Below are 20,746 nucleotides of genomic sequence, written 5' to 3'. Positions count from 1 at the left end.
CCGGGACCGAGCCCAGGACCGAGCCGGCCCGTCACGAGCCCTGCAACGCCCCCAGAGCCTCCATCAGCTCCTCGGGCCGCATGACCGGACCGACCTCGACCTCGGCGTTGAACTGGTGCAGCAGGTCCCAGGTCAGCGACGGCACCATCGCGCTGTCCTGGAGGTCGAAGACGATCCAGCAGGAGCGCACGCCCTCGTGCAGACCGAAGTAGGCCGCCTCCGGCTTCACCCTGTCCATCAGCTTCTTCATGGCCTGGGGCAGGGCGCCCGTCGCGATGCCCTCGTTGCTGGCGGCCGTGTCGAAGTGGGCCCTGAGCATGACTCTCATGCGTGACTCCTTCCCTCACGCTCACACTCGGCGCGGACCGGGGCCGCAGCAACATCTGCGCCCCCGTCCGTGCCGCGCAACGGGCTGCGGGCTACGGGCTACGGGCTACGGGCTACGGGCTACGGCTAGGCCCGCGCGCCCCTGCCGCGCCGACTGCCGCGCCGCCCCCGCCGCACCCGCCCCCCGCCGGGGCCGCCGCGGCTCCGTCCGTCCAGGCCGATCCAGACCCGCACCTCGGTCCCGCCCAGCACCGAGCGCCCCAGCCGCAGGTCACCGCCCGTCGACTCCGCGACCCGGCGCACGATGTCCAGGCCGAGGCCGGTCGACCCGTCCCGGCCGCCGTCGTTGCCGCGGCGCAGCGCGGCGTCCGGGTCCGCGATGCCCGGGCCGGCGTCCGAGACGAGCACGATGACCGCGTCCCCGGCGTCGTGGACGTCCACCGCGAAGGGGGTGCCCTCGGGGGTGTGCCGGAAGACGTTGCCGAGCATGGCGTCGAGCGCGGCGGCTAGTTCGGGGCGGGCCACGGGGATCCGTACCGTACGGTCCACCCCCGCGAGCCGCACCTCGCGGCCCTCGTCCTCCGCGAGCGCCGACCAGAAGGCCATGCGGTCGCGGATCACCTCGGAGGCATCGCACCCGGCACCCGCACCGACGCCGCCGCCGGCTCCGGCGCCCGCACCGGCCAGCCCCGTGGCCGGGCGCTGCTCGCGGGCCGTACGGATGATGGTGTCGACCTCGCGCTCCAGCTGCTCCACCGCCGCGCGGGTCTGTTCGGCGGCCGGACCGTCGCCCAGCGAGGCCGTGTTGAGCCGCAGCACGGTCAGCGGCGTCCGCAGCCGGTGCGACAGGTCGGCAGCCAGCTCCCGCTCGTTGGCGAGGAGTTGCACCACCTGGTCCGCCATCGCGTTGAACGCGACCGCCGCCGAGCGCAGTTCCTTCGGCCCGGCCTCCGGCACCCGCGCGCCGAGCCTGCCCTCGCCCAGCTGGTGCGCGGCGTCCGCGAGCCGCTCGGCGGGCCGTACGAGCCGGGCGCCGAGCCGGTCGGCGACCGCCACGGAGCCCACGATCAGCGCCAGTCCGACGCCCGCGAGGACCAGCCAGGCGGTCGCCACGCCATTGCTGACCTCGCTCTCCGGTACGTAGATCTCCACCACGGCGATGTCCCCGGACCCGAGCGCGGTCGGCTGGAGCAGCGCCGAGCCGCCGCCCGCCACGGAGGCCGTCGTGGCCCGCCCGATCCGCCGGGTCTCGGCCACGGCGTGCTCGCCCGCCCAGCCCCCGCCGATCTCCACCGGGGCGTCGGCGCCGATCACCGGGACGTGGACGGCCATCCGCCGGGCGGCGCCCATCTGCGTGGACTCCACCGCCTTGCGCAGCTGCACCGGGTCGGTGGTGATCGAGAGGGTCGGACCGATGGTGGCGGCCTGCCGCTCGGCGTTGGAGAAGGCCCGGTCGCTGGCCATCTCCTGCACGACGAGCCCGAGCGGTACGGCGAAGGCCACGACCACCATCGCGGTGACCGCGAGGCACACCTTGACCAGCGCCCATCTCACAGCGAGCCCCTCACTGCGGCGGCTCCAGCTTCACGCCGACGCCCCGCAGGGTGTGCAGGTAGCGCGGCCGGGCGGCCGTCTCGCCGAGCTTGCGGCGCAGCCAGGACAGGTGGACGTCGATGGTCTGGTCGTCCCCGTACGACTGCTGCCAGACCTCGGCGAGCAGCTCGCGCCGGGCCACGACCACCCCGGGCCGCCCGGCGAGGAAGGCCAGCAGGTCGAACTCCCGCCGGGTGAGGTCCAGTACCGCCCCGTCGAGCTCGGCCTGGCGGCGCAGCGGGTCGATGGCGAGCCCGCCCACCCGCAGGACGCGGGAGAGCGGTTCGGCCCCGGCGGCCTGGGAGCGGCGCAGCACGGCGGCCATGCGGGCGGAGAGGTGCTCCACGGAGAAGGGCTTGGTCAGGTAGTCGTCGGCGCCGTCGTTGAGCAGCCGGACGATCTCCGCCTCGTCGTCGCGCGCGGTGGCGATGATCACCGGTACGTCGGTGATGCCGCGCAGCATCTTGAGCGCCTCCGACCCGTCCAGGTCGGGCAGCCCCAGGTCGAGGATGACCACGTCGAAGCGGTGGTGCGCGACCTCGCGCAGGGCTTCCAGGGCCGTACCGACGCTCCGCACGGTGTGCGAGGCCTCGGTGAGGTGCCGGATGAGGGCGGAACGTACGAACTGGTCGTCCTCGACCACGAGCACACTTGCCATGGCCCGCACCGTAGTCCATTCGGGGGACCCGGCGGGGTGGCGGGCGGCTTGTGTGACGGGTGGTGCAGTATGTGCCCTGATGCGACGAGGACTTCTCCATGCCATGGCCTGGACGCTGGCCACGGGGGCGGCGGTGACGCTGTCCTGGTGGGGCGTGCACGCGGTCATGTCGGGCACGGCCTACGATCCGCCGCTCGCGGTGCCGCTGGCCACGCTGCCCCTGTCCTCCTCGACGCAGCAGGCGCACCGCCCGCAGGACACGGATCCGGAGCCCTCGCCGTCCGCGTCCCCGTCGCCCTCCGCCTCCCCCACCTCCTCCGCCCCCGCCGGAGCCACCCCCGCCCCCTCCTCCGCGAAGCCCCCGGCCAGCTCCCGCCCCCAGCAGGGGGAGAGCGCCAGCGCGGACACGGTCAAGGCCTACCCCGTCTCGGGCGGCCGGGTCGTCTTCGACCTGGGGGCCTCCTCGGCGGAGCTGGTCTCCGCGACCCCGGCGGCGGGCTGGCGGATGCAGGTGTGGAAGCAGGACTACTGGATCCGGGTCACCTTCACCCGCGACGGCCGCGAGGTGTCGGTGTTCTGCACCTGGCACGACCACCCGCCACGGGTCGAGACCGTCGACCCCTGACCCCCGCAGATCACGCCGGGACGGTTCCCACCAGCACGAACTCGTTGTACGGGAAGACCTTGCCCATCGGACGGGGGAAGGGGAAGGAGTAGGTCCGCCGGACCGCGATCCCCGCCTTGCCCGCGTGCCGGCGCAGCTCCTCGAAGCCGACCCAGCGGATGTGGGTGGCGTCCGAGCGGTAGCCGACCTCCTGCGGGGTGATCATGACGACCGAGCCGCCCGGCTTGACCAGCGGGAGGTACTGCTCCAGCAGCGCCGCCGCGGTCTCCTCGTCGACGTGCTCCAGCACGTGCGCGACCAGCAGGCTGTCGAAGGACCCGGGCCCGCAGTCCGGGGCCGCGGCCAGCTCGTCGGGGGTGTAGGCGTTCAGCCCGCGCTCGCGGCAGGTCTGCACCGAGTGCGGGTTGTGGTCGACCCCGACGCTGTCGGGGCCGCAGTTGAGCAGGTTGCGCCCCAGGCCGCAGCCGATGTCGAGGACCCGGCCCAGCTGCAGGCGCTGCAGGTTCCACCGGTACGGCGCCTGTGTCGGCAGCAGCCGCTTGATCCCGGACTGCTCCAGGCGGGCCAGCCGCTGGGTGTAGTCGGAACCGGCGGTGCTGGGAGCACCGGACGCCGGGGTCCCGGGGGTCGGGGCACCGGAGGTTGCGGGGAAATCAGACATCTTTGGCCGTCTCCTGAACGCGTCGTAGAAGGGGCGACCCTCCTAGGGGTTCACAGGCTACGCACGGGGACCGCCCGCCGGGAGTACTCCGCCGATCTTTATCCGCCGGATCCGGTGCCGATCCGGAATGGCGTCGGCGCCCCGCACACTCAGCGGAAGACCGACGGCGGCGGCTGCGGCGAGGCCACCGCGGAGGCGTCGGCGACCGGCGCCGCGCCACCCGCGAAGTCCGCCAGGGCCCGGCCGTGCTCGACCCGGCCCGGGTGCGGGTCGCTCGCCACCCGGCGGGTGAATTCGGCGACGGGCAGCTCGCGGTCGGCCGCCACGAGGACGGCGTTGCCGAACCGTTTCCCCCGCCACACCACCGGATCCGCGGCCAGCGCCAGCTCCGTGAACCGGGACGCGGCCGTCGCGATCTGGCTCCGCAGGTGGGCCAGCGGCGGACCGTCCGCCAGATTGGCCACGTACCACCCCGTGGGCGCCAGGGCGCGGCGTACGTCGTCCAGGAACTCGGTGCTCGTCAGGTGCGCCGGGGTCCGCGCGCCGCTGAACACGTCCGCGATCACCAGGTCCGCCCAGCCGTCCGGCACCTTGGCCAGGCCGGCCCGCGCGTCCAGCGCCCGGACCCGGACCCGCGCCTGCGGGTCCAGCGGCAGGTGTTCCCGTACGAAGGCCACCAGGGCGGCGTCGATCTCCACGACCTGCTGGGTGGAGCGCGGGCGGGAGGCGGCGGTGTAGCGGGCGAGGGTGAAGGCGCCACCGCCCAGGTGCACCACGTTCAGGGGCTGCCGGGCGGGCGCGGCGAGGTCGATCAGGTGGCCGATCCGCCGCTGGTAGGCGAAGTCCAGGTACGCGGGATCGTCCAGGTCCACATGCGACTGCGGGGCACCGTCGATCAGCAGCGTCCAGGCACCGGCGCGCTCGCGGTCCGGTTCCAGCTCCGCCCGGCCGCCGTCCACCTGGCCGACGACCGCCTCCGCGGCAGCCCGTCCGCGCTGCTTGCCCTTGTTCCTGTCCTTGCCCGCCACGGTCCCATTGTCGCCGCTCGGCGGCAGTCGTCCGCTCAGCGGCAGTCACCCTCAGCGGCAGTTGTCCGCGGCCTCGATCAGCCGGGCCGCCTCGCCGAGCGCCGCGCGCAGCACCTCGGGATCGGTGACCGGTCCGACGGCCTCCGGCGGGAGCAGCCAGCCGGTGGCGCCCGCCACGGGCGAGGCGGCGTCGCCGAAGCGCATCCCGCGGCCGTTGGTCTGCGTACACGCGCTGCCCGGCAGGTCCCAGGCGTCGGCGGTGCCGGGCGGGACGAGGAAGCCGAGGGTGTCGCCGGATCCGTCGTGCAGGACGGGTCCGACCCCGCCGGCCTGGCTGGCGGCGCGGCGGATGATGTCCACCGCCTCCAGACCCTGCCGGGTGGGCACGGTCACCAGGTCCAGGTCCAAGTCCGCCGCCGGGGCCGTGCCGGGCGCGGGCGCGGTGTTCGTTCCAGTGCTCTCCATGCCGCCCTCCACCAAGGGAACCCCTCCTCGATCCGGATCCGCATGGGTTCAACGCGCGGGAACGTCAACAGGTGCGGCGGCAAGACGCCGCAAAGGATGGCAGTTCATGGCGGATCGCGGGTGAGATATCCGTTTTGTAGCCAAACATCGCATGAACACCCTGCCCCTGGCGGTACGTTCATGCGCGCCGGTCCCCACCTCCACAGCACCGGCGCCGGGTTCCTTGCCAGAGAGGCCACGTCCATGGCGGCGTCCCCCCACTCACCCAACTCCACGTTCCGGCGGCTGCGCGGACAGCACTCGCCGGCCGAGTTCGCGGCCCTGGTGCGACGGGCGGCGAAGGAGATCGGAGAAACGGTTTCCTGCGACGCGCGCTACATCGGCCGCGTCGAGTCCGGCGAGATCCGCTGCCCCAACTACGCCTACGAGCGGGTCTTCCTCCATATGTTCCCCGGCCGCGCCCTGGCCGACCTGGGCTTCTCCCCGCGCGAGAGCGTCCGCGGCCGCTCGGCGCTGCGCGAGCCCGCCGCCCTCGCGGGCTCCGTCGCCACCACCGTCCCCGGCCCCCTTCCCCCCTCCCTCCTCCTCTCCGTCCCCCCTCCCCGTTCCCCTTCCCGTCCCAAGGAGAGCGACGTGCTGCGTCGCGCGTTCATGGCGGGCGGCTCCGCGACCGTGGCGGCCGCGACGCTCGGCCTCACCCTGCTCGGCGACACCCGCCGCATCCCCTCCCGCGCCGGCGAGTCCGAGGCCGCGGCCGTCGAGGACGCCGTACGCCAGATCCGGCTGCTGGACGACCGGCACGGCGCCGACGCCCTGTACCGGCAGGCCGCCGAACCCCTGCGCACCGCCTACGCGCTGCTCGACGCGGGGGCCACCCGGCAGTCCACCGAGGACCGGCTGCACGCGGGCGCCGGCGAGCTGGCCGTCTCGGTCGGCTGGCTGGCCCACGACTCCGGGCGCTTCGACGACGCCCGCTCGCACTACGCCGAGGCCCTGGCCACGGCCCGGGTGTCGCGGGACGCGGGCCTGGAGGCGCACGCCTTCAGCAACATGGCCTACCTCGCCCGGGACTGCGGCCGCTCCCGCGAGGCGGTACGGGCGGCCCAGGCGGGCCGCCGCGCCGCGCGCTCCCTCGGTTCCCCGCGGCTGCTGTCGCTGCTCGCGCTGCGGGAGGCCGGCGGATGGGCGGGGCTGGCCGACCGCAAGGCCTGCGAGGAGGCGCTGGCGCTGGCGCACACGGAGTTCTCGCGGGGCGAGGCGGACGCCGACCCCGAGTGGATGTCCTTCTTCGGCGAGGCGGAGCTGGAGTACCTGGAGGCGCGGTGCTGGGCGACGCTCGGGGAGCACGCCCGCGCGGCCCGGCACGCGCGCCGGGCCGCCGACCTCCAGGATCCGCACTTCGCCCGCAACGTGGCCCTCTACACGGGGGAGCTGGCGGACGACCTGGCGCGGGCGGGTGCGCCCGACGAGGCCGCGTGGGCGGGGGGCCGGGTGCTGGACCTGCTGGAGCAGGTGCAGTCGACCCGGATCCGGTCGAAGCTGTCGCAGACGGCCGAGGCCCTGGTCCCGCACCAGCGCTCCCCGCGCGTGGGCGCCTTCCTGACCCGGCACGCGTCGGCCTGACACGCTCGATCAGCCGTCCAAGTGCCTAGCCGTCCAGGTGCCCCGTGTCGTTCCAGCGTTCCAGCGCGGGCGCGCCGTACGCCCAGCCGAGGACCGAGAGGGACGTGGGCTCCAGGCGGATGCGGGCGCCGAAGGAGGCGTCGAAGCCCAGCCAGCGGGCGGCCAGGGTGCGCAGGATGTGGCCGTGGGCGAAGACCAGGACGTCGCGCTCCGCCGAGCGGGCCCAGGCCACCACCTCGTCCGCGCGCGCCGCTATGTCCGCGACGGACTCGCCGCCCGGGACCCCGTCGCGCCAGATCAGCCAGCCCGGCCGGACCGCCTGGATCTCGGCCGGGGTCATGCCCTCGTAGTCGCCGTAGTCCCACTCCATCAGGGCGTCCCACGGCTCCGCCTGCACCCCGAAGCCCGCCAGCTCGCAGCTCTCGCTGGCACGCACCAGCGGGCTGGTGCGGACCTCCAGGCCGGGCAGGCCGCGCCACGGGTCGCGGGCCAGCCGCTCGCCGAGCAGCTTGGCGCCCCGCTTGCCCTCCTCCAGCATCGGCACGTCCGTGCGTCCGGTGTGCTTGCCGAGTTTGGACCACGCCGTCTGGCCGTGTCGGGCCAGCAGGATGCGGGGGGCCATATGAGTTCTCCCGGTACGGATGTGTTCATTCGGTTTTACGGTGATTCTGCCGTCCGTACATCATCCCATCGCAGGTTTCCGGCTCCGTCCCCGATTGTCAGTGGCGGATGGGACACTTCCGCGGGTGAGCTCCTACCCGCCCAGCAGCCCCGCGCAGCCGACCACGCTGCGCCGGCGGCTCGCCGGCCTGCGCGGTCCGGCCGTGCCGCCCCGACCGCTCGACGCCCGGGCGCTGGCGGCGCTCGCCGCCAATCCCGGCTGCGGAAGACGCGCCCTGCTCGACGGCGCCGGGGTCGACAAGACCGCGCTCGCCTCGGCCCTCGGCTCCCCGGCGGCCTTCGGCCAGTCGCAGTTCGCCATCATCCGCGGGAACTCCTTCGAGGCCAAGGTCAAGGGCGACGGCGGGGCCGAGCTGCTGCGGCTGGCCCACGCCCACCTCGACCCCGCCGCCGAACCCCCCGGACCGGACGCCCGGGTCCCCGACCTGACCGCCGCCGGGCCCGAGGGCCGCGCCGCCCGCACCGCGCTCGCCCTGCGCGAGGCCACCGCCGCCGGCCGGGACACCGGGGCGTGGACCCTGCTCGACCACCCGATGCTGGCCCTGGAAGTGGCGGGCTCCCCCGCCTACCTGGAGCCGGACGCGGTCGTCGTGCACCCCGACGGCCGCTGGAGCGTCGTGGAGATCAAGTCCTTCCCGATGATCGACGGCGCCGCCGACGCCGCGAAGGTGGGCGCCGCCGCCCGGCAGGCCGCCGTCTACGTGCTGGCCCTGGAGAAGACCGCCGGGAAGCTGACCGGCGCCGAGGTCGGCCACACCGCCCTGCTGGTCTGCCCCAAGGACTTCTCCAACCTGCCCACCGCCTCTCCCGTCGACATCCGCCGCGAGCGCTCGGTCACCCGGCGCCAGCTGGAGCGGCTGACCCGCGTCGAGGAGCTGGCCGCCGCGCTGCCCGACGGGCTCAGCTTCGACCCGGCGCTGACCCCCGAGGAACTGACCGAGGCGGTCGCCGCCGTGGACGCCGCCTACGCCCCCGAGTGCCTGGCCGCCTGCGAGCTGGCCTTCCACTGCCGGGGCCAGGCCCGCGCCGAGGACCAGGTGAGCGCCCTGGGCCGTTCCGTACGGGGTGAGCTGGGCGCGCTGACCACCGTCGAGCAGGCCCTCGCGGCGGCCGGCGGGTCCGGTTGCGCCGAGGACCCGACCGCGGCCGCACTGCACCGGGCGGCCCGGCTGCGCGCCGAGGCGCTGCGCTCGGCCGGGGAGGGCGCGTCATGCCCCTCCTGAACACCCTGGCGCGGCTGGAGGCCGTCCGGGCGGGCCGCGCCCAGCCGCTGGCGACCGTACGCCACCGCCATCTGAGCGAGCGCCCGCTGGTCCTCGTACCGCTGACGACGGCCGGTGAGGCGGGGGCTCCGCTCGGCGCCCTGGTCGGCACCGATCCGGCCGCGCCGCGGCTGCTGGTGGTGCCGCAGCCGCGCGACCGGGACCTGCGGTGGGCCTTCCTCGCCGACCTGGCCGCCGAGGTGCTGCCGTATGTGGACGCCTACGCCGACGAGGTCGAGCTCGTCGAGCGCAGCGAGACCGACCCGGAGACGGGCAAGAGGTCCAAGGTCCAGGCCGAGCTGTGCCTGGACGCACCGCAGCTGATCGTGCCGAGCCGGGCGGGCATCGAGTACGTGCGGCTGCTGGGGCGGTCGATGCGCTTTCGCCGCACCGCCGAGGAGGACCCGGACAACCCCTTCCCGGCGCCCGCCCGGGTGCCGCTGCTGGGGCGCTGGTTCACGCACCTCGCCGAGCGCTCCCGGGTCCCGGGGTCCTCGATGCTGCTGTCGGCCTCCGAGCTGCTGGGGCGGCACTGGGCGACCGGCCAGAGTCATCTGGAGGACCAGCACCTGGGCGCCCTGCTGGCCTGGATAGCGCCCCCGGAGGGCGAGTCGGGCGCCGAGGCCGCGCTGCGCGCCGAGCTGGCCCGCGACGGCGAAGGCCGGTTGCTGCTCCCGCCCGCCGGTCCCGCCACGGACCCGGCCTTCGACAACAAGCTGCTCGCCCCGGCGATGGCCCGCTACGACGCGGCGCGCGCGGCGCAGCCGCAGGACGAGCGGGCGCGGGCCCGCGCCGAGCAGGAGGTACGGGACCTGGTCGCCTCCCAGATGACGCCCACCTGGGACGCGGTGTGGCGCTCCCTGGAGCTGCTGCGCGCCCTGCCCGCCGGGGAGCGGACCGCCGAGCGCTGGACGCGCGACCGCTGGTCCTACACGGGCCACCGGGACCGCGTACGGGCGGGCGAGCCGCCCCAGCCGCGCCGCGACGACGCGGTGACGGCCGCCCAGAAGCTGGCCACGCGGGAGACCGAGCAGGTGCGGCTCGACGCCCAGGAGGCGCTGGACGACCCGCTGGTGATGGCGGGCCGGCGGCTGGCGGGTGAGGCCTTCGCCGGTGAGGTCACCGAGGTGGTGATGGAGTGGACGGATTCGAAGCGGCCGAGCCCGCGCCCCCTGGTGACGGTGGCGACCGAGGACCGGCCGCAGCTCGCGGACGGGGGCGGGGGGAAGGTGTTCCGCTCGCTGGCCGGACGGCCGCAGTCGGCGCAGTTCGTACGGTACGAGGCCGAGGACCGGATCGTGCTGCGGCTGCTCGACAAGATGGGCCGCGGCCGGGAACCCGAGCCGGGATCGGTCCCGGAGAAGGGCGACCTCGTGTGCTGGACGCTCTTCGAGCACGACGCGCGCGGCGGCCCCCGGCTCCCGGACCCCGAGCGGACCCCGTGGACGCACGGCGGCCCGCCGGGACACCTGACCGGCCCCGTGGCGACCGACGCCGTGACCGACGAGGACCTGCTGTGAACTCCTTCGACCCGGGGGCCGCGGCCGCCGACGCGACCGCCGCGATCCTGCACGACACGCTGCACGGGACCGAGCGGGGCGTGGTCGTCGACTCCCCGCCCGGTGCCGGCAAGTCCACGCTCGTGGTGCGGGCGGCCCGCGAACTGGCCGCGGCCGGACGCCGGCTGATGGTGGTGGCGCAGACGAACGCGCAGGTCGACGACCTGGTGCTGCGCCTCGCCGAGAAGGACCCGGAGCTCAAGGTCGGCCGGCTGCACAGCAGCGACGGCGAGGCCTACGATCCGGCCCTGCGCGAGCTGACCTCGGTCACGCTCTCCGCCAAGCCCGGCGACCTCGCGGGCCTGCCCGTCACGATCTCCACGGCGGCGAAGTGGGCCTTCGTCCAGGACGTGGAGCCCTGGGAGCACGCCATCGTCGACGAGGCGTACCAGATGCGCTCGGACGCGCTGCTGGCGGTGGCCGGGCTGTTCGACCGGGCGCTGTTCGTGGGCGACCCGGGGCAGCTGGACCCCTTCAGCGTGGTCGGCGCCGAGCAGTGGGCGGGCCTGTCCTACGACCCCTCCGCCGCGGCGGTGAGCACCCTGCTCGCCCACAACCCGCAGCTGCCGCAGCACCGGCTGCCGGTGTCCTGGCGGCTCCCGGCGACGGCGGCGCCGCTGGTCTCCCGCGCGTTCTACCCGTACACGCAGTTCCGCAGCGGTACGGGACCGGGCGAGCGCCGGCTCTCGTACGGGGTCCCCTCGGACGGGTCGGGTCCCGACCGGGTGCTGGACGAGGCGGCCGAGGCGGGCTGGGGCCTGCTGGAGCTGCCCGCCCGGCACACCCCGCGCACCGACCCGGAGGCGGTGCGGGCGGTGGCCCTGGTGGTGCGCCGCGCGCTGGACCGCGGGGCGGTCACCTCCGACGAGCAGTCCCCGGGCCCGGTCCCGCTCACGCCCGACCGGATCGCGGTCGGCACCGCGCACCGCGACCAGGCGGCGGCGGTCCGTGCGGCGCTGGCCGCGCTCGGGGTCACGGGGGTCACGGTGGACACGGCGAACCGGCTCCAGGGCCGCGAGTACGACCTCACGGTGGTCCTGCACCCGCTGTCGGGCCGCCCGGACGCGACGGCCTTCCACCTGGAGACGGGCCGCCTGTGCGTCCTGGCCTCCCGCCACCGGCACGCCTGCGTGGTGGTGGCCCGGGCGGGCATAGCGGAGCTCCTGGACGAACACCCCTCGACGGAACCGGTCCAGCTGGGGGTGACGGTGAAGTTCCCCGACGGCTGGGAGGCCAACCACGCGGTGCTCGCGCACCTGGCGGAGCACCGGGTGGCCTGGCGGCCGTGAGCCCCGCCGGGCGCGGTGGCGCTACGCCTTGCGGGTGACGCCCATCCGGGCGGCCAGCACCTCGCCCAGCTCGGCCAGGACGCGCAGCTGCTCGGGGGTCAGGACGTCGATCAGGTGGCGGCGTACGGACTCCACGTGGAGCGGGGCCGCCGTCATGATCGTGCTCACGCCCATGGCGGTGAGGACCACCTCCGCGCCGCGGGCGTCGGCGGCCACCTCCTCGCGGCGGACGAGGCCGCGCTGTTCCATGCGGGTGAGCTGGTGGGACAGCCTGCTGCGCGACCACTGCATCAGCTCGGCCAGGGCGCTGATGCGCGTGCGGTGGCCGTCCGTGGAGCCGAGGACCGACAGGACGTCGTAGTCGGCCTCGGAGAGCCCGCTGTCCTGGCTGAGGTCGCGGGCGATCCCCGCGTTGACCAGGGGGAACATCCGCCGCCAGGCGTACCAGGCGTCCTGTTCACGTGCCGTGAGCCACCGGGGCTCGGGTGCGGGGGTCATATCCGCACTCTAACCAGATCGATGACACATCATCTACCTGGTTGACACGTCACCCACCTCCGGGTTTTATAGGTGACACATCAACAACCGCTCGCACCCCTTGGGAGTCCACTCCGTGACCCGCCTCCACGTCATCTCCGCCGCCACCCGCCCCACCTCCTCCGGCCGCCCCCTCGCGCAGTGGGTCACCGAGCAGGCCCGCGCACACGGCGGCTTCGAGGTCACCCCGGTCGACCTCGCCGAGATCGCGCTGCCCTTCCTCGACGAGCCCGAATACGCCTCCACCGGCAACTACGCCCACCAGCACACCCGCGACTGGAGCGCCCTGGTCGACTCGGCCGACGCCTTCCTCTTCGTCCTGCCGATGTACAACGCCGGCTTCACCGCCCCCTTCAAGAACGCCATCGACTTCCTCTACCGCGAGTGGGCGGGCAAGCCGGTCGGCATCGTCAGCTACAGCGGCGGCCCCAGCGGCGGCGCCCCGGCGGCCGAGATGCTCAAGCCCGTGCTCCACCGGGTCGGCCTGCTGCCCGCCGAGCGCTCCGTCGCCATCCCGGGCCTGCCCGGGATGATCGGCCCCGAGGGCTTCCGCGCGCCCGAGGGACTCGCGGGCGAGCTGACGGGCGTTCTCGACGACGTGGCCGCGCTGGCCGCGCAGCGCACCGCGGAGCCCGCCGCCGTATGAGCTGACGGCCCCTTGCGCGGCGTTGGACAATGGACGGTGGCCCGGAAGCATTTCGCACGCGCAGCAGGAGGACACGCATGGCAGAGCCGGAGCGGACCCAGCGGAGGCTGCGGCCTGCGCCGCTGCTCTTCGAACCCTCGGAGGCGGCGGCGGATCCGGAACACTTCTTCGACCTGGAGTCGATAGAGGACCCGGCGGAGCTCCTGGCGCGTGCGACCGAGCTGACCCTGGCGTTCCGGGCCGCGCAGGACCGGGCGGTGGAGTTCCAGGCGCTGGCAGCCGCCCAGCTCGCGGATCCGCGCCGGTTCGACCGGCTCTCGCCGGCGGTGATCGCCGAGCAGGCGGAGTGGACCGAGGACTACGCCCGCAAGATGATCGAATTCGGCGAGTCCCTCCAGCGCGGGGCCGGTACGCCGTAGCGCGGGCCGGGGGCGGAGCTCCCGGCGACGGCGCGCAAGATATCCCATCACCACCCGTCGCGTCCCGGTTTTCGGTAACTCCTGGAAACCGGTTCGCTACGCCCGGTACATCTGGCATATGACGACGCTGACGACGGCAATGACCTCTCCCGCCCTCGACACGCGCTGCGTGCGCCCCGCCACCCATGTCACCCCGCAGGGCGCCGCCTGGCTGGCCTCGGCCGCCGCCGACCCCGAGCGCACCCTCGCGCTGTGGCAGGCCCGGCCCACCGCGCTCGCCACGCTGCCCTGCGGGAGCGCCTTCGACGTCGTCAACGTCCCGCTCGTCCTCGGCCGCCGCGTCCTGGACCTGCTCTGGTCCGAGGGCCCCGGCTCCGGCCCGGTCGCGGTGCACCGCGGCCGGATGCTCCTCTTCGCCTCACCGGGCACCGCCCACCGGCTCCCCGCCCTGCTGGCGTGGGAGGAGTGGGGTGGTTCCCGTACGGCCCCGGCGCCGCTGTGCCACGGCCGCGGCGACGCCGTCACCGTGCCCCCGCTGGCCGCCGCCCCCGGCCCTTCCCGGTGGCTGGTGGCCCCCGACGCGCGCACGCCCTGGCTTCCGGGGCCGGAGGCGCTGCTCTGGGCCTTCGTGCGGGCGGCCCGCAGCCCCGCACCGACCGGACCTGGGGATATCGATTTTTCGTTCCGCGGATCCTCCTGCTAATGTCTACCTCGTCAGCAAGCGCCGCTAGCTCAGTTGGTTAGAGCAGCTGACTCTTAATCAGCGGGTCCGGGGTTCGAGTCCCTGGCGGCGCACAGACGGAAGAAGGCCTCCACGCGAGTGGGGGCCTTCTTCGTTTCCCGGCCGCCGCCCCCTACGTGGTGATCTTCACTGTGTAGGCGCCGGACCGGGTGCGGTCCGCCACCTCGATCCTGATCCGCTCGCCGGGCACCTTGTAGGTCTCGCCCACCTCCAGCGGGGCGTCCGCCAGCGGCGGGTACACCGAGCGGTCCCAGCAGGCCTCCGTCTCCGGATGGGCGTCCAGGACCTCGATCGGGCCGCCGCCCGACGCCGCCTCGTTGCGCACGCGGTAGACGAGGATCCCCTCCGTGCAGGTGTCCCCGTCGTTGCCGGCGGAGCCCCGCGCCTCGATGGCGATCGCGCTGCCGGGTCCCGTACGGATCACCGCGAGCCGGGTCCCTCCGGTGCCGCCCGCCACGGGGGCCTGTGCCAGGGGCTGGAGGGTGTGCAGCGAGGAGCCCGACTGCACGCAGTCCACCTGGGAGGCGTCCAGCCAGCCCAGCTTCCACTTGTGCCAGGCGAAGAGGTCCGGGGCCATGCCGAACTGGCTGCCCATGACGTCCCAGTCCCCGACGTAGGTGTCCCAGTCGCCCTTTCCGTCCGTGGGCCGGTGATAGAGGTCGGGCAGGTCGAAGACGTGCCCGGTCTCATGGGCCAGCACGTTGCGGTCCGGGGGGTGGCGCTCGAAAACGGTCACGATGCGACGCAGTTCCGTGCCGTCGGCGACGATCGGGCGGTCGAAGTTCACGACCTTCGTGGCGTCGGAGTCCACCCCGGGCGCATCCGGGTCGGCGACGAAGTAGACGACGTCGTACTTGCCGAAGTCCACCTCGGCGTCGGCGGCCGCGACCGCGTCCCGCAGGTAGGCCGCCCGGTCCTCGGGTGCCCAGTCGCGCCTTATCCCGTAGGCGGTGGACGGCTTGGGCATCGCGATCCACCGCTTCTGCGGGTGGGCGGCCAGGCGGAACCGGCCGTAGGAGGCCTGCTCGAAGAACTCGCTGGTGGCGGGGAAGTAGTCGCCGGCGATCTCCCCGGTCGTGAGGGTGGTGCGGTGGTCGGGGAACGAGAGGAAGACCATGACCGCATCGAGGGTCCGCTCGGGCTTGGGGTAGGCGCCGTTCCAGCTGTCCAGCCCCAGCGAGTGGTGCGCCGCCGTACGGGAGAGCGCGCAGGGTCCGGCTCCCGAATCGGCCACCGCGGGCCCCGCGACGAGCGACATGGCGGCGAGCGCCGTCAGGGAGGTGAGTGCCGCGCCGGTACTTCGGATGCGGGAGCGGTCCACTCCCCCGGGTGGCTGCTGACGCGTCACATCGACCTCCGGTGGTGGATTTTGCCCTGTTTAGCCACCTTGAGGCGATTGTCTTACTAATGCCCTGTTCCGCTGCCCCACACGAGTGAGCAATAGGGCAAGCCGGTGACCCCCGGCCTTCACGCACCTGCCTACAGATCGTCACGACCGATCACCCGAGGACAGCGGAAGCCCTCGCGCGCTCACAGCCGCGCAGAAACGATCAAGCGATCTTGGTCCGACGAAGCGTCAGCACGCCGAACTGCCGCGTCCCGCGCGGCGACGCCGCTGGATAGGGCCCTCCGGCAGCCTCTATGATCGGCACACTTTCCTGCACGGACACTCACGAACACTGCGGGAGCCACGGTGAGCGGAACCTCAGAGGGAACCGGTTCGGCGGCCGACAGCATCCGATCGGCCATTACGGAGCGTCACCAGGCCGTGCCGGCCGTGCCGTCGGCCTCCCCCATGCCGGTCGGCTCGGCGGCGCCCTATCGCGCCACCGAGTCCGAGCTGCGCGACTACCGGGCCGCCTTCAACGCGGCCCACCTCGCCATGGCCGTCGTGGACCGCGACGGTTACGTGGTCGCCGCGAACCAGGCCTTCGCCGGACTGCTGGGCAGCGAGCCCCACGCCCTGGTCCACCGGTGCGCCGCCGACCTGGTGGACCTGGCCGCGGAGGCCCGCACCTGGTCCGCGTACCAGGAAGTGCTCCGCGGCCGCCAGGCCCGGCTGCGCTGCACCCGCCGCCTCAAGCACCCCGACGGGCATTCGCTGTGGACCGAGGTCACCCTCGGGCCCGTCCCCGGGACCGGGGACGTCCTGCTGTCCGTGGCCGACATCAGCGACCGGCGCGACCTCCAGGCCCGCCTGCGCCACCTCCAGATGCACGACCCGGTCACCCGGCTGCCGAACCGGGCGCTGTTCTTCGAGCGGCTCTCCGCCGCCCTGGAGGCCTCCTCGTACGAACACGGCGGCGGCACCGGCCGGATCGGGCTGTGCTACCTGGACCTCGACGGCTTCAAGGCCGTCAACGACACCCTCGGCCACCGGGTCGGCGACCGGCTGCTGGCCGCCGTCGCCGCCCGGCTGACCCAGTGCGCCGACCAGTCCGGCTACGGGCGCACCGGCGGGCACCTGGTCGCACGGCTCGGCGGCGACGAGTTCGCCCTGCTCGTGGAGGACTCCAGCGGCACCGACCAGCTCGCCGACCTGGCGAAGAGCGTGCTGGCCGCCGTACAAGAGCCCTTCGACCTGGCCGGTCAGCGGCTGTCGGTCTCCGCCTCCATCGGGGTGGTGGAGCGGACCACGGCCGGAACCTCCGCGACCGGTCTGATGCAGGCCGCCGACACGACGCTGTACTGGGCCAAGGCCGACGGCAAGGCCCGCTGGACGCTCTTCGACCCGGAGCGCAACGCGCACCGCATGACCCGGCAGGCGCTCTCCTCCACGCTCCGCCCGGCCGTGGAGCGTGGGGAGTTCGAGCTGGAGTACCAGCCGCTGGTGGACCTGGAGAGCGGGGCCCTGCGCGGGGTCGAGGCCCTGGTGCGCTGGAACCACACGCAGTTCGGCAAGCTCACGCCGAATCGGTTCATCGGAATTGCGGAAGAAGACGGCTCCATCGTCCAGCTGGGCCAGTGGGTCCTGCGCACCGCCTGCCGGCAGGCCCGCCGCTGGCAGATCGAACAGCCCAGCGACACCCCGGTCTTCGTGTCGGTCAACGTCGCCGTACGGCAGGTGTGGGACTCGGACCTGGTGGGCGACGTCGCGGAGATCCTGGCGGAGACGGGCCTGGCGCCGCAGCTGTTGCAGCTGGAGCTGACCGAGTCGGCCGTGATGGGCTCGGCCGGCCGTCCGCTCCAGGCCTTGCAGGCGCTCAGCGACATGGGCGTGCGGATCGCGATCGACGACTTCGGCACCGGGTACTCGAACCTGGCCTACCTGAGCCGCCTGCCGGTCTCGGTCCTGAAGCTGGACGGCTCCTTCGTACGGGGCTTCCGCTACGACGAGGGCACGCACCCGAACCCGGCCGACGAGACCATCGTCGAGGCCATGGTCCAGCTCGCGCACCGGCTGGGCCTGACGGTGACGGCGGAGTGCGTGGAAACGGCGGGCCAGGCGGCGCGGCTGCGGCGCGTGGGCTGCGACACGGGGCAGGGCTGGCTGTACTCCCGCGCGGTGGCCCCGGACGTGATCGCCGGCATGATCGACCGGCAGGTGGCGGCGGGCCCCGGCCAACTGGACGGACCCGCGCCGCACCCTCCGGTCTGACAGCCGGTCAGAGGCTCCGCACGAACACCCCGAACGCCTCCGGGGCCACCGTGAACGTCGGCCCGCCGGGGTTCTTCGAGTCCCGAACGGCGACGAGGCAGGGCTGGGCGGCTACCTCGACGCACTCCCCGCCGCTGGAGCCGCTGTACGAAGCCTTGCGCCAAGCGGCGGCGCCGAGCGGGGCACACTCGACGCACTCGCCGCCGGTAGTTCCACTGTAGGACGACTTACGCCATTGCACGCTCGTCAGCTTCAGGCCGTTCTCCATAACGTTCCTCCATTACGCGAGCGATCAGCGTGGCCGAGTGCTCCGGGGAGAGCGCGGCGGCTTGAAGCCGAGCGTAGCCGACCGAACGTTCCTTGATCACTGGCGGGTTGGCCGTCATATGGCCTCGGGCGTAGCCCTCCTCATAGATCAAATCCGGTTCGTCTGTAAAGCGGAGAAGGGTGAACGACCCCAGCATTCCAGTGTGCTGTCCGGCAGCGAAGGGCAGCACCTGAATCTGCACCCATGGCTGGTCCAGAAAGCCGAGGAGGTGAGCGAGTTGACCGCTCATGACCTCGCGACCGCCGACCTCCTGATGCAACACGGCCTCGCTGAGCACCACCCACAAGGCGGGAGGGTGCTCGCGTTCCAGGAGGCGTTGCAGCTCCATGCGGGCCGCCACCAACTCATCGACCTGGTCCGGTCGGTCGACGGCGATCAGGGCACGCGCATAGTCCTCCGTCTGGAGGAGCCCATGCACCAGCTGGCACTGGAAGGTGGAGAGAAAGTTCGCCCGGGCCTCCATCTCCGCATACGCCTGGAACCAGCTCGGCAGCACGCTCCGCAGGACCAGGCCCACCAGGCGGGAGAAGTGCCCGTCCGTGCCGAGCGCCGCGTCCACCCGCTCCGAGAAGTCCCGCGTCGGCACCCGTTTCGTGTGCTCGATCATGCCGATCAGCGAGCCGGTGCAGTAGATGATGTCGCCCAACTGCCCGAGTTTCAGCCCGGCGGCCTCTCTCAGCCGACGGAGTTCGTAGGCGTAGTAGTCCAGCGGCGAGGCGCTGGGGTCGAGGTCGCGGACCTGGACCATGGACGGTCACCCCCATGGAGACGTCAGTCGTAGGCGCGGCAGCTGCCTGTTGCCGAGCGTAACGACTCCGACACGTCGGGTGTGGGGAATCCCACAACCATGTGACACACCTCCGCCCCGCACCCGGAATCCGGGGCGGGGCGGGGTGTCGCTCGGCGCGGGGTGGGGGGATCAGCAGGCGCCGAGGTCCTTCCAGACACCCCATTCACCGGTGGTGCCCGGCGTCTCGTTCTGCGTCCACCACTGGGCCCTGTACTTGCGGCCGTTGTGGGAGACCTCGTTGCCGGCGGTGTAGACGGTGCCCGCGACGTACGCCGGGGTCGAGCCGCAGCCGCTCGGCGGAGTCGTGGTGGGCGGAGTCGTCGTCGGCGGGGTCGTCGTCGGCGGCGTGGCCGTCGGCGGCGTGGTGACCGGCGGCTGGGTCGCGGAGCCGAGGGCGTCCGAGATCTGGTTCAGCAGCGTGGTGTTGTTGTCCAGGCCGAGCAGGGAGTACATCATCGCGCCGGCCAGGCCGCGCTGCTTGCCGTAGTCGACCCGGGCCTGGATGGACTTCTGGTTCAGGCCGGTGAAGAACTCGCCGTCCTTATAGAAGTACGAGGCCTTGGCCTGGTCGTCCCAGAAGGTGGTCGCCGGGTTGTCGACGATCCCGCCGAGCTCCTTGTAGTTGGCGATGCCGGCCTGCTGGCTGGTGGGCCGGGCGGCGGAGGGGCCGGTGGCGCTCTGGGCGAGGCCGTTGGTGGTCCCGGCGGGGACGCCCTTCCAGCCGCGGTAGTAGAACTCGTAGCCCAGTGTCAGCTTGTTGGCGGGGAAGCCGCCCGCGATGCCGTAGGCCGGGTTGCCGTCGATCCAGGAGTCGATGGCGTTCTTGATGCCGTACTTCTGGGTGCCCGGGGCGATCGGGTCGGTCGGGTCGGCCGCCGAGTTCAGCAGGGGGGACTGGTGGTACGTGGGCCCGTCGCCGTCCCAGGCGCCGTGCATGTCGTACGTCATGATGTTCGCGTAGTCGAGGTACGCGCCGATCTTGTCCGTCTCGATGTACTTGATCTTGTCCTGACCGGCCGGGAGCGCCGAGGTGAGCAGGTACTTCTTGCCGCCGTTGGCCGTGCCGTAGGCGTCGAGCTGCTCGCGGAACTCCTTGAGCAGGAGCGTGAAGTTCTGCTTGTCCTCGGGGGCGTAGTGGTTGCCGAGGTGGCCGCCCGCCGAGCCCGGGTACTCCCAGTCGATGTCGATGCCGTCGAAGATCCCGGCCGCCGCGCCCTGGCCGCCGAAGCCGCCCTCGACCGGCAGGTTGCCCTTGATGTACTGGTCGATGCAGGAGGACACGAGCTTCTTGCGGGAGGCGTCGGTCTTCGCCGCGTCGCTGAAGTACTTCGAGTAGGTCCAGCCGCCGAGCGAGATGTTGATCTTCAGGTGGGGGTATTTGGCCTTCAGTTGCTTGAACTGGTTGAAGACGCCCACGATCGGCTGGTCCCACTTGTCGGCGACCCCGCTGACGCTGTCCGCCGCGCTGAAGGACTTCTGGTAATCGGCGTACGAGTCGCCCGCGCCGTCACCGGCGTTGGGGTTGTTGTCGTCGCCCGCCGCCTTGTTCGCCTCGAAACAGGTGAGGTTGGTGGGGTGGATGTTGCCGAACGAGTAATTGATGACGTCCAGCTTGCCCGCTATGCCCCGGGTGTCGAGGTGCTTGGGGTAGAAGGCGTTGCCGTACACGCTCCACTGGTCGTAGTAGGCGATGCGGACGCCGCCCGCCGGGGCGGTGGTTCCGGCGTCGGCCGCCTGGGCGGCGGTGCCGAGTCCGGCGAAGGAGGCGAGCGCTCCGGCTGCCAGCGCTGCCGTGGCGGCGGCGGCGACGAGGGGTCTACGGATGTGCATGAACTGCCTCCGGTGGGGGTGGGAGGGGGGAGCGAGACGATCGGGTGAGAGCAGTGATAGCGATCACTTCAGGGCCGCGTCAATG

At 73.2% G+C, this 20,746-nt stretch carries 20 protein-coding genes, 1 tRNA gene and 1 pseudogene; 10 read left to right on the top strand and 12 right to left on the bottom strand.

Annotation, left to right across the window (positions count from 1 at the left end):
• Positions 1–31: 31 nt before the first annotated feature.
• The 3 genes from ACF059_RS15950 to ACF059_RS15940 form a co-directional block, all read right to left on the bottom strand.
• Complete coding sequence (locus ACF059_RS15950; RefSeq protein WP_392057043.1) at positions 32–328, bottom strand: hypothetical protein; 297 nt, start codon at positions 326–328, stop codon at positions 32–34.
• A 125-nt stretch (positions 329–453) separates the two neighbouring features.
• Positions 454–1,881 (bottom strand): sensor histidine kinase, encoded by a 1,428-nt coding sequence (locus tag ACF059_RS15945; RefSeq protein ID WP_392057041.1) that lies wholly within the window; start codon positions 1,879–1,881, stop codon positions 454–456.
• 10 nt (positions 1,882–1,891) lie between these two features.
• Complete coding sequence (locus ACF059_RS15940) at positions 1,892–2,578, bottom strand: response regulator transcription factor (protein WP_360898057.1); 687 nt, start codon at positions 2,576–2,578, stop codon at positions 1,892–1,894.
• A 79-nt stretch (positions 2,579–2,657) separates the two neighbouring features.
• Here ACF059_RS15940 and ACF059_RS15935 point away from each other — a divergent pair, with 79 nt between their 5' ends.
• Complete coding sequence (locus tag ACF059_RS15935) at positions 2,658–3,203, top strand: hypothetical protein (protein WP_392057038.1); 546 nt, start codon at positions 2,658–2,660, stop codon at positions 3,201–3,203.
• Positions 3,204–3,213: 10 nt separating this feature from the next.
• On the opposite strand, the gene ACF059_RS15930 is transcribed toward ACF059_RS15935, so the two are convergent.
• The 3 genes from ACF059_RS15930 to ACF059_RS15920 all read right to left on the bottom strand — a co-directional run bounded on the left by ACF059_RS15930 (position 3,214) and on the right by ACF059_RS15920 (position 5,357).
• A complete protein-coding gene (locus ACF059_RS15930) occupies positions 3,214–3,864 on the bottom strand; it encodes a class I SAM-dependent methyltransferase (RefSeq protein ID WP_360898061.1) in 651 nt (216 codons plus the stop codon).
• Between the two features lie 149 nt (positions 3,865–4,013).
• Entirely contained in the window at positions 4,014–4,892 is an 879-nt protein-coding gene (locus ACF059_RS15925; protein WP_392057035.1) for a spermidine synthase, read from the bottom strand.
• A 51-nt stretch (positions 4,893–4,943) separates the two neighbouring features.
• Positions 4,944–5,357, bottom strand: a complete 414-nt coding sequence (locus tag ACF059_RS15920; protein WP_366867079.1) for a hypothetical protein — start codon at positions 5,355–5,357, stop codon at positions 4,944–4,946.
• 243 nt (positions 5,358–5,600) lie between these two features.
• Between ACF059_RS15920 and ACF059_RS15915 the strand changes: the two genes are divergently transcribed.
• Positions 5,601–6,980, top strand: a complete 1,380-nt coding sequence (locus ACF059_RS15915; RefSeq protein ID WP_392057032.1) for a tetratricopeptide repeat protein — start codon at positions 5,601–5,603, stop codon at positions 6,978–6,980.
• A gap of 25 nt (positions 6,981–7,005) precedes the next feature.
• Here the strand turns inward: ACF059_RS15915 and ACF059_RS15910 are convergent, their stop codons facing one another.
• Positions 7,006–7,602 (bottom strand): histidine phosphatase family protein, encoded by a 597-nt coding sequence (locus ACF059_RS15910; protein ID WP_366867081.1) that lies wholly within the window; start codon positions 7,600–7,602, stop codon positions 7,006–7,008.
• A 124-nt stretch (positions 7,603–7,726) separates the two neighbouring features.
• Between ACF059_RS15910 and ACF059_RS15905 the strand changes: the two genes are divergently transcribed.
• The 3 genes from ACF059_RS15905 to ACF059_RS15895 are packed head-to-tail and all read left to right on the top strand — an operon-like array spanning position 7,727 to position 11,771.
• Positions 7,727–8,884 carry a hypothetical protein gene (locus tag ACF059_RS15905; RefSeq protein WP_392057029.1) on the top strand — a complete coding sequence of 386 codons (1,158 nt, stop codon included), beginning with the start codon at positions 7,727–7,729 and terminating at the stop codon, positions 8,882–8,884.
• Complete coding sequence (locus tag ACF059_RS15900; RefSeq protein WP_392057026.1) at positions 8,872–10,443, top strand: hypothetical protein; 1,572 nt, start codon at positions 8,872–8,874, stop codon at positions 10,441–10,443. The genes ACF059_RS15905 and ACF059_RS15900 overlap by 13 nt, the downstream gene beginning before the upstream one ends.
• Positions 10,440–11,771 (top strand): AAA domain-containing protein, encoded by a 1,332-nt coding sequence (locus ACF059_RS15895; RefSeq protein WP_392057022.1) that lies wholly within the window; start codon positions 10,440–10,442, stop codon positions 11,769–11,771. The genes ACF059_RS15900 and ACF059_RS15895 overlap by 4 nt, the downstream gene beginning before the upstream one ends.
• Positions 11,772–11,792: 21 nt before the next feature.
• Here the strand turns inward: ACF059_RS15895 and ACF059_RS15890 are convergent, their stop codons facing one another.
• On the bottom strand, positions 11,793–12,269 hold the full coding sequence (locus ACF059_RS15890) for a MarR family winged helix-turn-helix transcriptional regulator (RefSeq protein WP_392057019.1): 477 nt from the start codon (positions 12,267–12,269) through the stop codon (positions 11,793–11,795).
• A gap of 115 nt (positions 12,270–12,384) precedes the next feature.
• Here ACF059_RS15890 and ACF059_RS15885 point away from each other — a divergent pair, with 115 nt between their 5' ends.
• The 4 genes and pseudogenes from ACF059_RS15885 to ACF059_RS15870 all read left to right on the top strand — a co-directional run bounded on the left by ACF059_RS15885 (position 12,385) and on the right by ACF059_RS15870 (position 14,168).
• Complete coding sequence (locus ACF059_RS15885; protein ID WP_392057016.1) at positions 12,385–12,954, top strand: NADPH-dependent FMN reductase; 570 nt, start codon at positions 12,385–12,387, stop codon at positions 12,952–12,954.
• Between the two features lie 77 nt (positions 12,955–13,031).
• On the top strand, positions 13,032–13,373 hold the full coding sequence (locus ACF059_RS15880) for a hypothetical protein (RefSeq protein ID WP_361953582.1): 342 nt from the start codon (positions 13,032–13,034) through the stop codon (positions 13,371–13,373).
• Between the two features lie 139 nt (positions 13,374–13,512).
• Positions 13,513–14,104 (top strand): annotated as a pseudogene (locus tag ACF059_RS15875) (bifunctional DNA primase/polymerase).
• Positions 14,095–14,168: transfer RNA gene (locus tag ACF059_RS15870), tRNA-Lys, on the top strand. Before ACF059_RS15875 ends, ACF059_RS15870 begins: the two are co-directional and overlap by 10 nt.
• 59 nt (positions 14,169–14,227) lie before the next feature.
• On the opposite strand, the gene ACF059_RS15865 is transcribed toward ACF059_RS15870, so the two are convergent.
• Positions 14,228–15,463, bottom strand: a complete 1,236-nt coding sequence (locus ACF059_RS15865) for a M6 family metalloprotease domain-containing protein (protein WP_392057012.1) — start codon at positions 15,461–15,463, stop codon at positions 14,228–14,230.
• A gap of 345 nt (positions 15,464–15,808) precedes the next feature.
• Here ACF059_RS15865 and ACF059_RS15860 point away from each other — a divergent pair, with 345 nt between their 5' ends.
• Positions 15,809–17,713 (top strand): putative bifunctional diguanylate cyclase/phosphodiesterase, encoded by a 1,905-nt coding sequence (locus ACF059_RS15860; RefSeq protein WP_392057009.1) that lies wholly within the window; start codon positions 15,809–15,811, stop codon positions 17,711–17,713.
• Positions 17,714–17,720: 7 nt separating this feature from the next.
• Here ACF059_RS15860 and ACF059_RS15855 read toward each other — a convergent pair whose 3' ends face one another.
• From ACF059_RS15855 to ACF059_RS15845, 3 genes are all read right to left on the bottom strand, one after another.
• The gene (locus tag ACF059_RS15855) at positions 17,721–17,981 is read right to left on the bottom strand and encodes a DUF397 domain-containing protein (RefSeq protein WP_392057006.1); all 261 of its coding nucleotides are present in this window, start codon (positions 17,979–17,981) and stop codon (positions 17,721–17,723) included.
• Positions 17,941–18,789: a helix-turn-helix transcriptional regulator gene (locus ACF059_RS15850; protein WP_392057003.1), complete on the bottom strand. Its 849-nt coding sequence runs from the start codon at positions 18,787–18,789 to the stop codon at positions 17,941–17,943. Before ACF059_RS15850 ends, ACF059_RS15855 begins: the two co-directional genes overlap by 41 nt.
• A 171-nt stretch (positions 18,790–18,960) precedes the next feature.
• Positions 18,961–20,661, bottom strand: a complete 1,701-nt coding sequence (locus tag ACF059_RS15845) for a glycosyl hydrolase family 18 protein (RefSeq protein WP_392057000.1) — start codon at positions 20,659–20,661, stop codon at positions 18,961–18,963.
• Positions 20,662–20,746 lie beyond the last annotated feature (85 nt).

Origin of the sequence: Streptomyces sp. NPDC016562 (genome assembly GCF_043076955.1) — a bacterium.
In the GTDB taxonomy this organism is placed as follows: Bacteria; Actinomycetota; Actinomycetes; order Streptomycetales; family Streptomycetaceae; genus Streptomyces.
Note: the sequence above shows the minus strand (reverse complement) of the source record. Positions and strands in the feature narration are given on the sequence as shown.

What these genes read in the sequence shown, in the direction of transcription:
- ACF059_RS15950 (WP_392057043.1), bottom strand. Translation starts at nt 328, where the DNA reads ATGAGAGTCATGCTCAGGGCCCACTTCGACACGGCCGCCAGCAACGAG.
- ACF059_RS15940 (WP_360898057.1), bottom strand. Translation starts at nt 2,578, where the DNA reads ATGGCAAGTGTGCTCGTGGTCGAGGACGACCAGTTCGTACGTTCCGCC.
- ACF059_RS15935 (WP_392057038.1), top strand. Translation starts at nt 2,658, where the DNA reads ATGCGACGAGGACTTCTCCATGCCATGGCCTGGACGCTGGCCACGGGG.
- ACF059_RS15930 (WP_360898061.1), bottom strand. Translation starts at nt 3,864, where the DNA reads ATGTCTGATTTCCCCGCAACCTCCGGTGCCCCGACCCCCGGGACCCCG.
- ACF059_RS15920 (WP_366867079.1), bottom strand. Translation starts at nt 5,357, where the DNA reads ATGGAGAGCACTGGAACGAACACCGCGCCCGCGCCCGGCACGGCCCCG.
- ACF059_RS15915 (WP_392057032.1), top strand. Translation starts at nt 5,601, where the DNA reads ATGGCGGCGTCCCCCCACTCACCCAACTCCACGTTCCGGCGGCTGCGC.
- ACF059_RS15910 (WP_366867081.1), bottom strand. Translation starts at nt 7,602, where the DNA reads ATGGCCCCCCGCATCCTGCTGGCCCGACACGGCCAGACGGCGTGGTCC.
- ACF059_RS15900 (WP_392057026.1), top strand. Translation starts at nt 8,872, where the DNA reads ATGCCCCTCCTGAACACCCTGGCGCGGCTGGAGGCCGTCCGGGCGGGC.
- ACF059_RS15890 (WP_392057019.1), bottom strand. Translation starts at nt 12,269, where the DNA reads ATGACCCCCGCACCCGAGCCCCGGTGGCTCACGGCACGTGAACAGGAC.
- ACF059_RS15880 (WP_361953582.1), top strand. Translation starts at nt 13,032, where the DNA reads ATGGCAGAGCCGGAGCGGACCCAGCGGAGGCTGCGGCCTGCGCCGCTG.
- ACF059_RS15855 (WP_392057006.1), bottom strand. Translation starts at nt 17,981, where the DNA reads ATGGAGAACGGCCTGAAGCTGACGAGCGTGCAATGGCGTAAGTCGTCC.
- ACF059_RS15850 (WP_392057003.1), bottom strand. Translation starts at nt 18,789, where the DNA reads ATGGTCCAGGTCCGCGACCTCGACCCCAGCGCCTCGCCGCTGGACTAC.
- ACF059_RS15845 (WP_392057000.1), bottom strand. Translation starts at nt 20,661, where the DNA reads ATGCACATCCGTAGACCCCTCGTCGCCGCCGCCGCCACGGCAGCGCTG.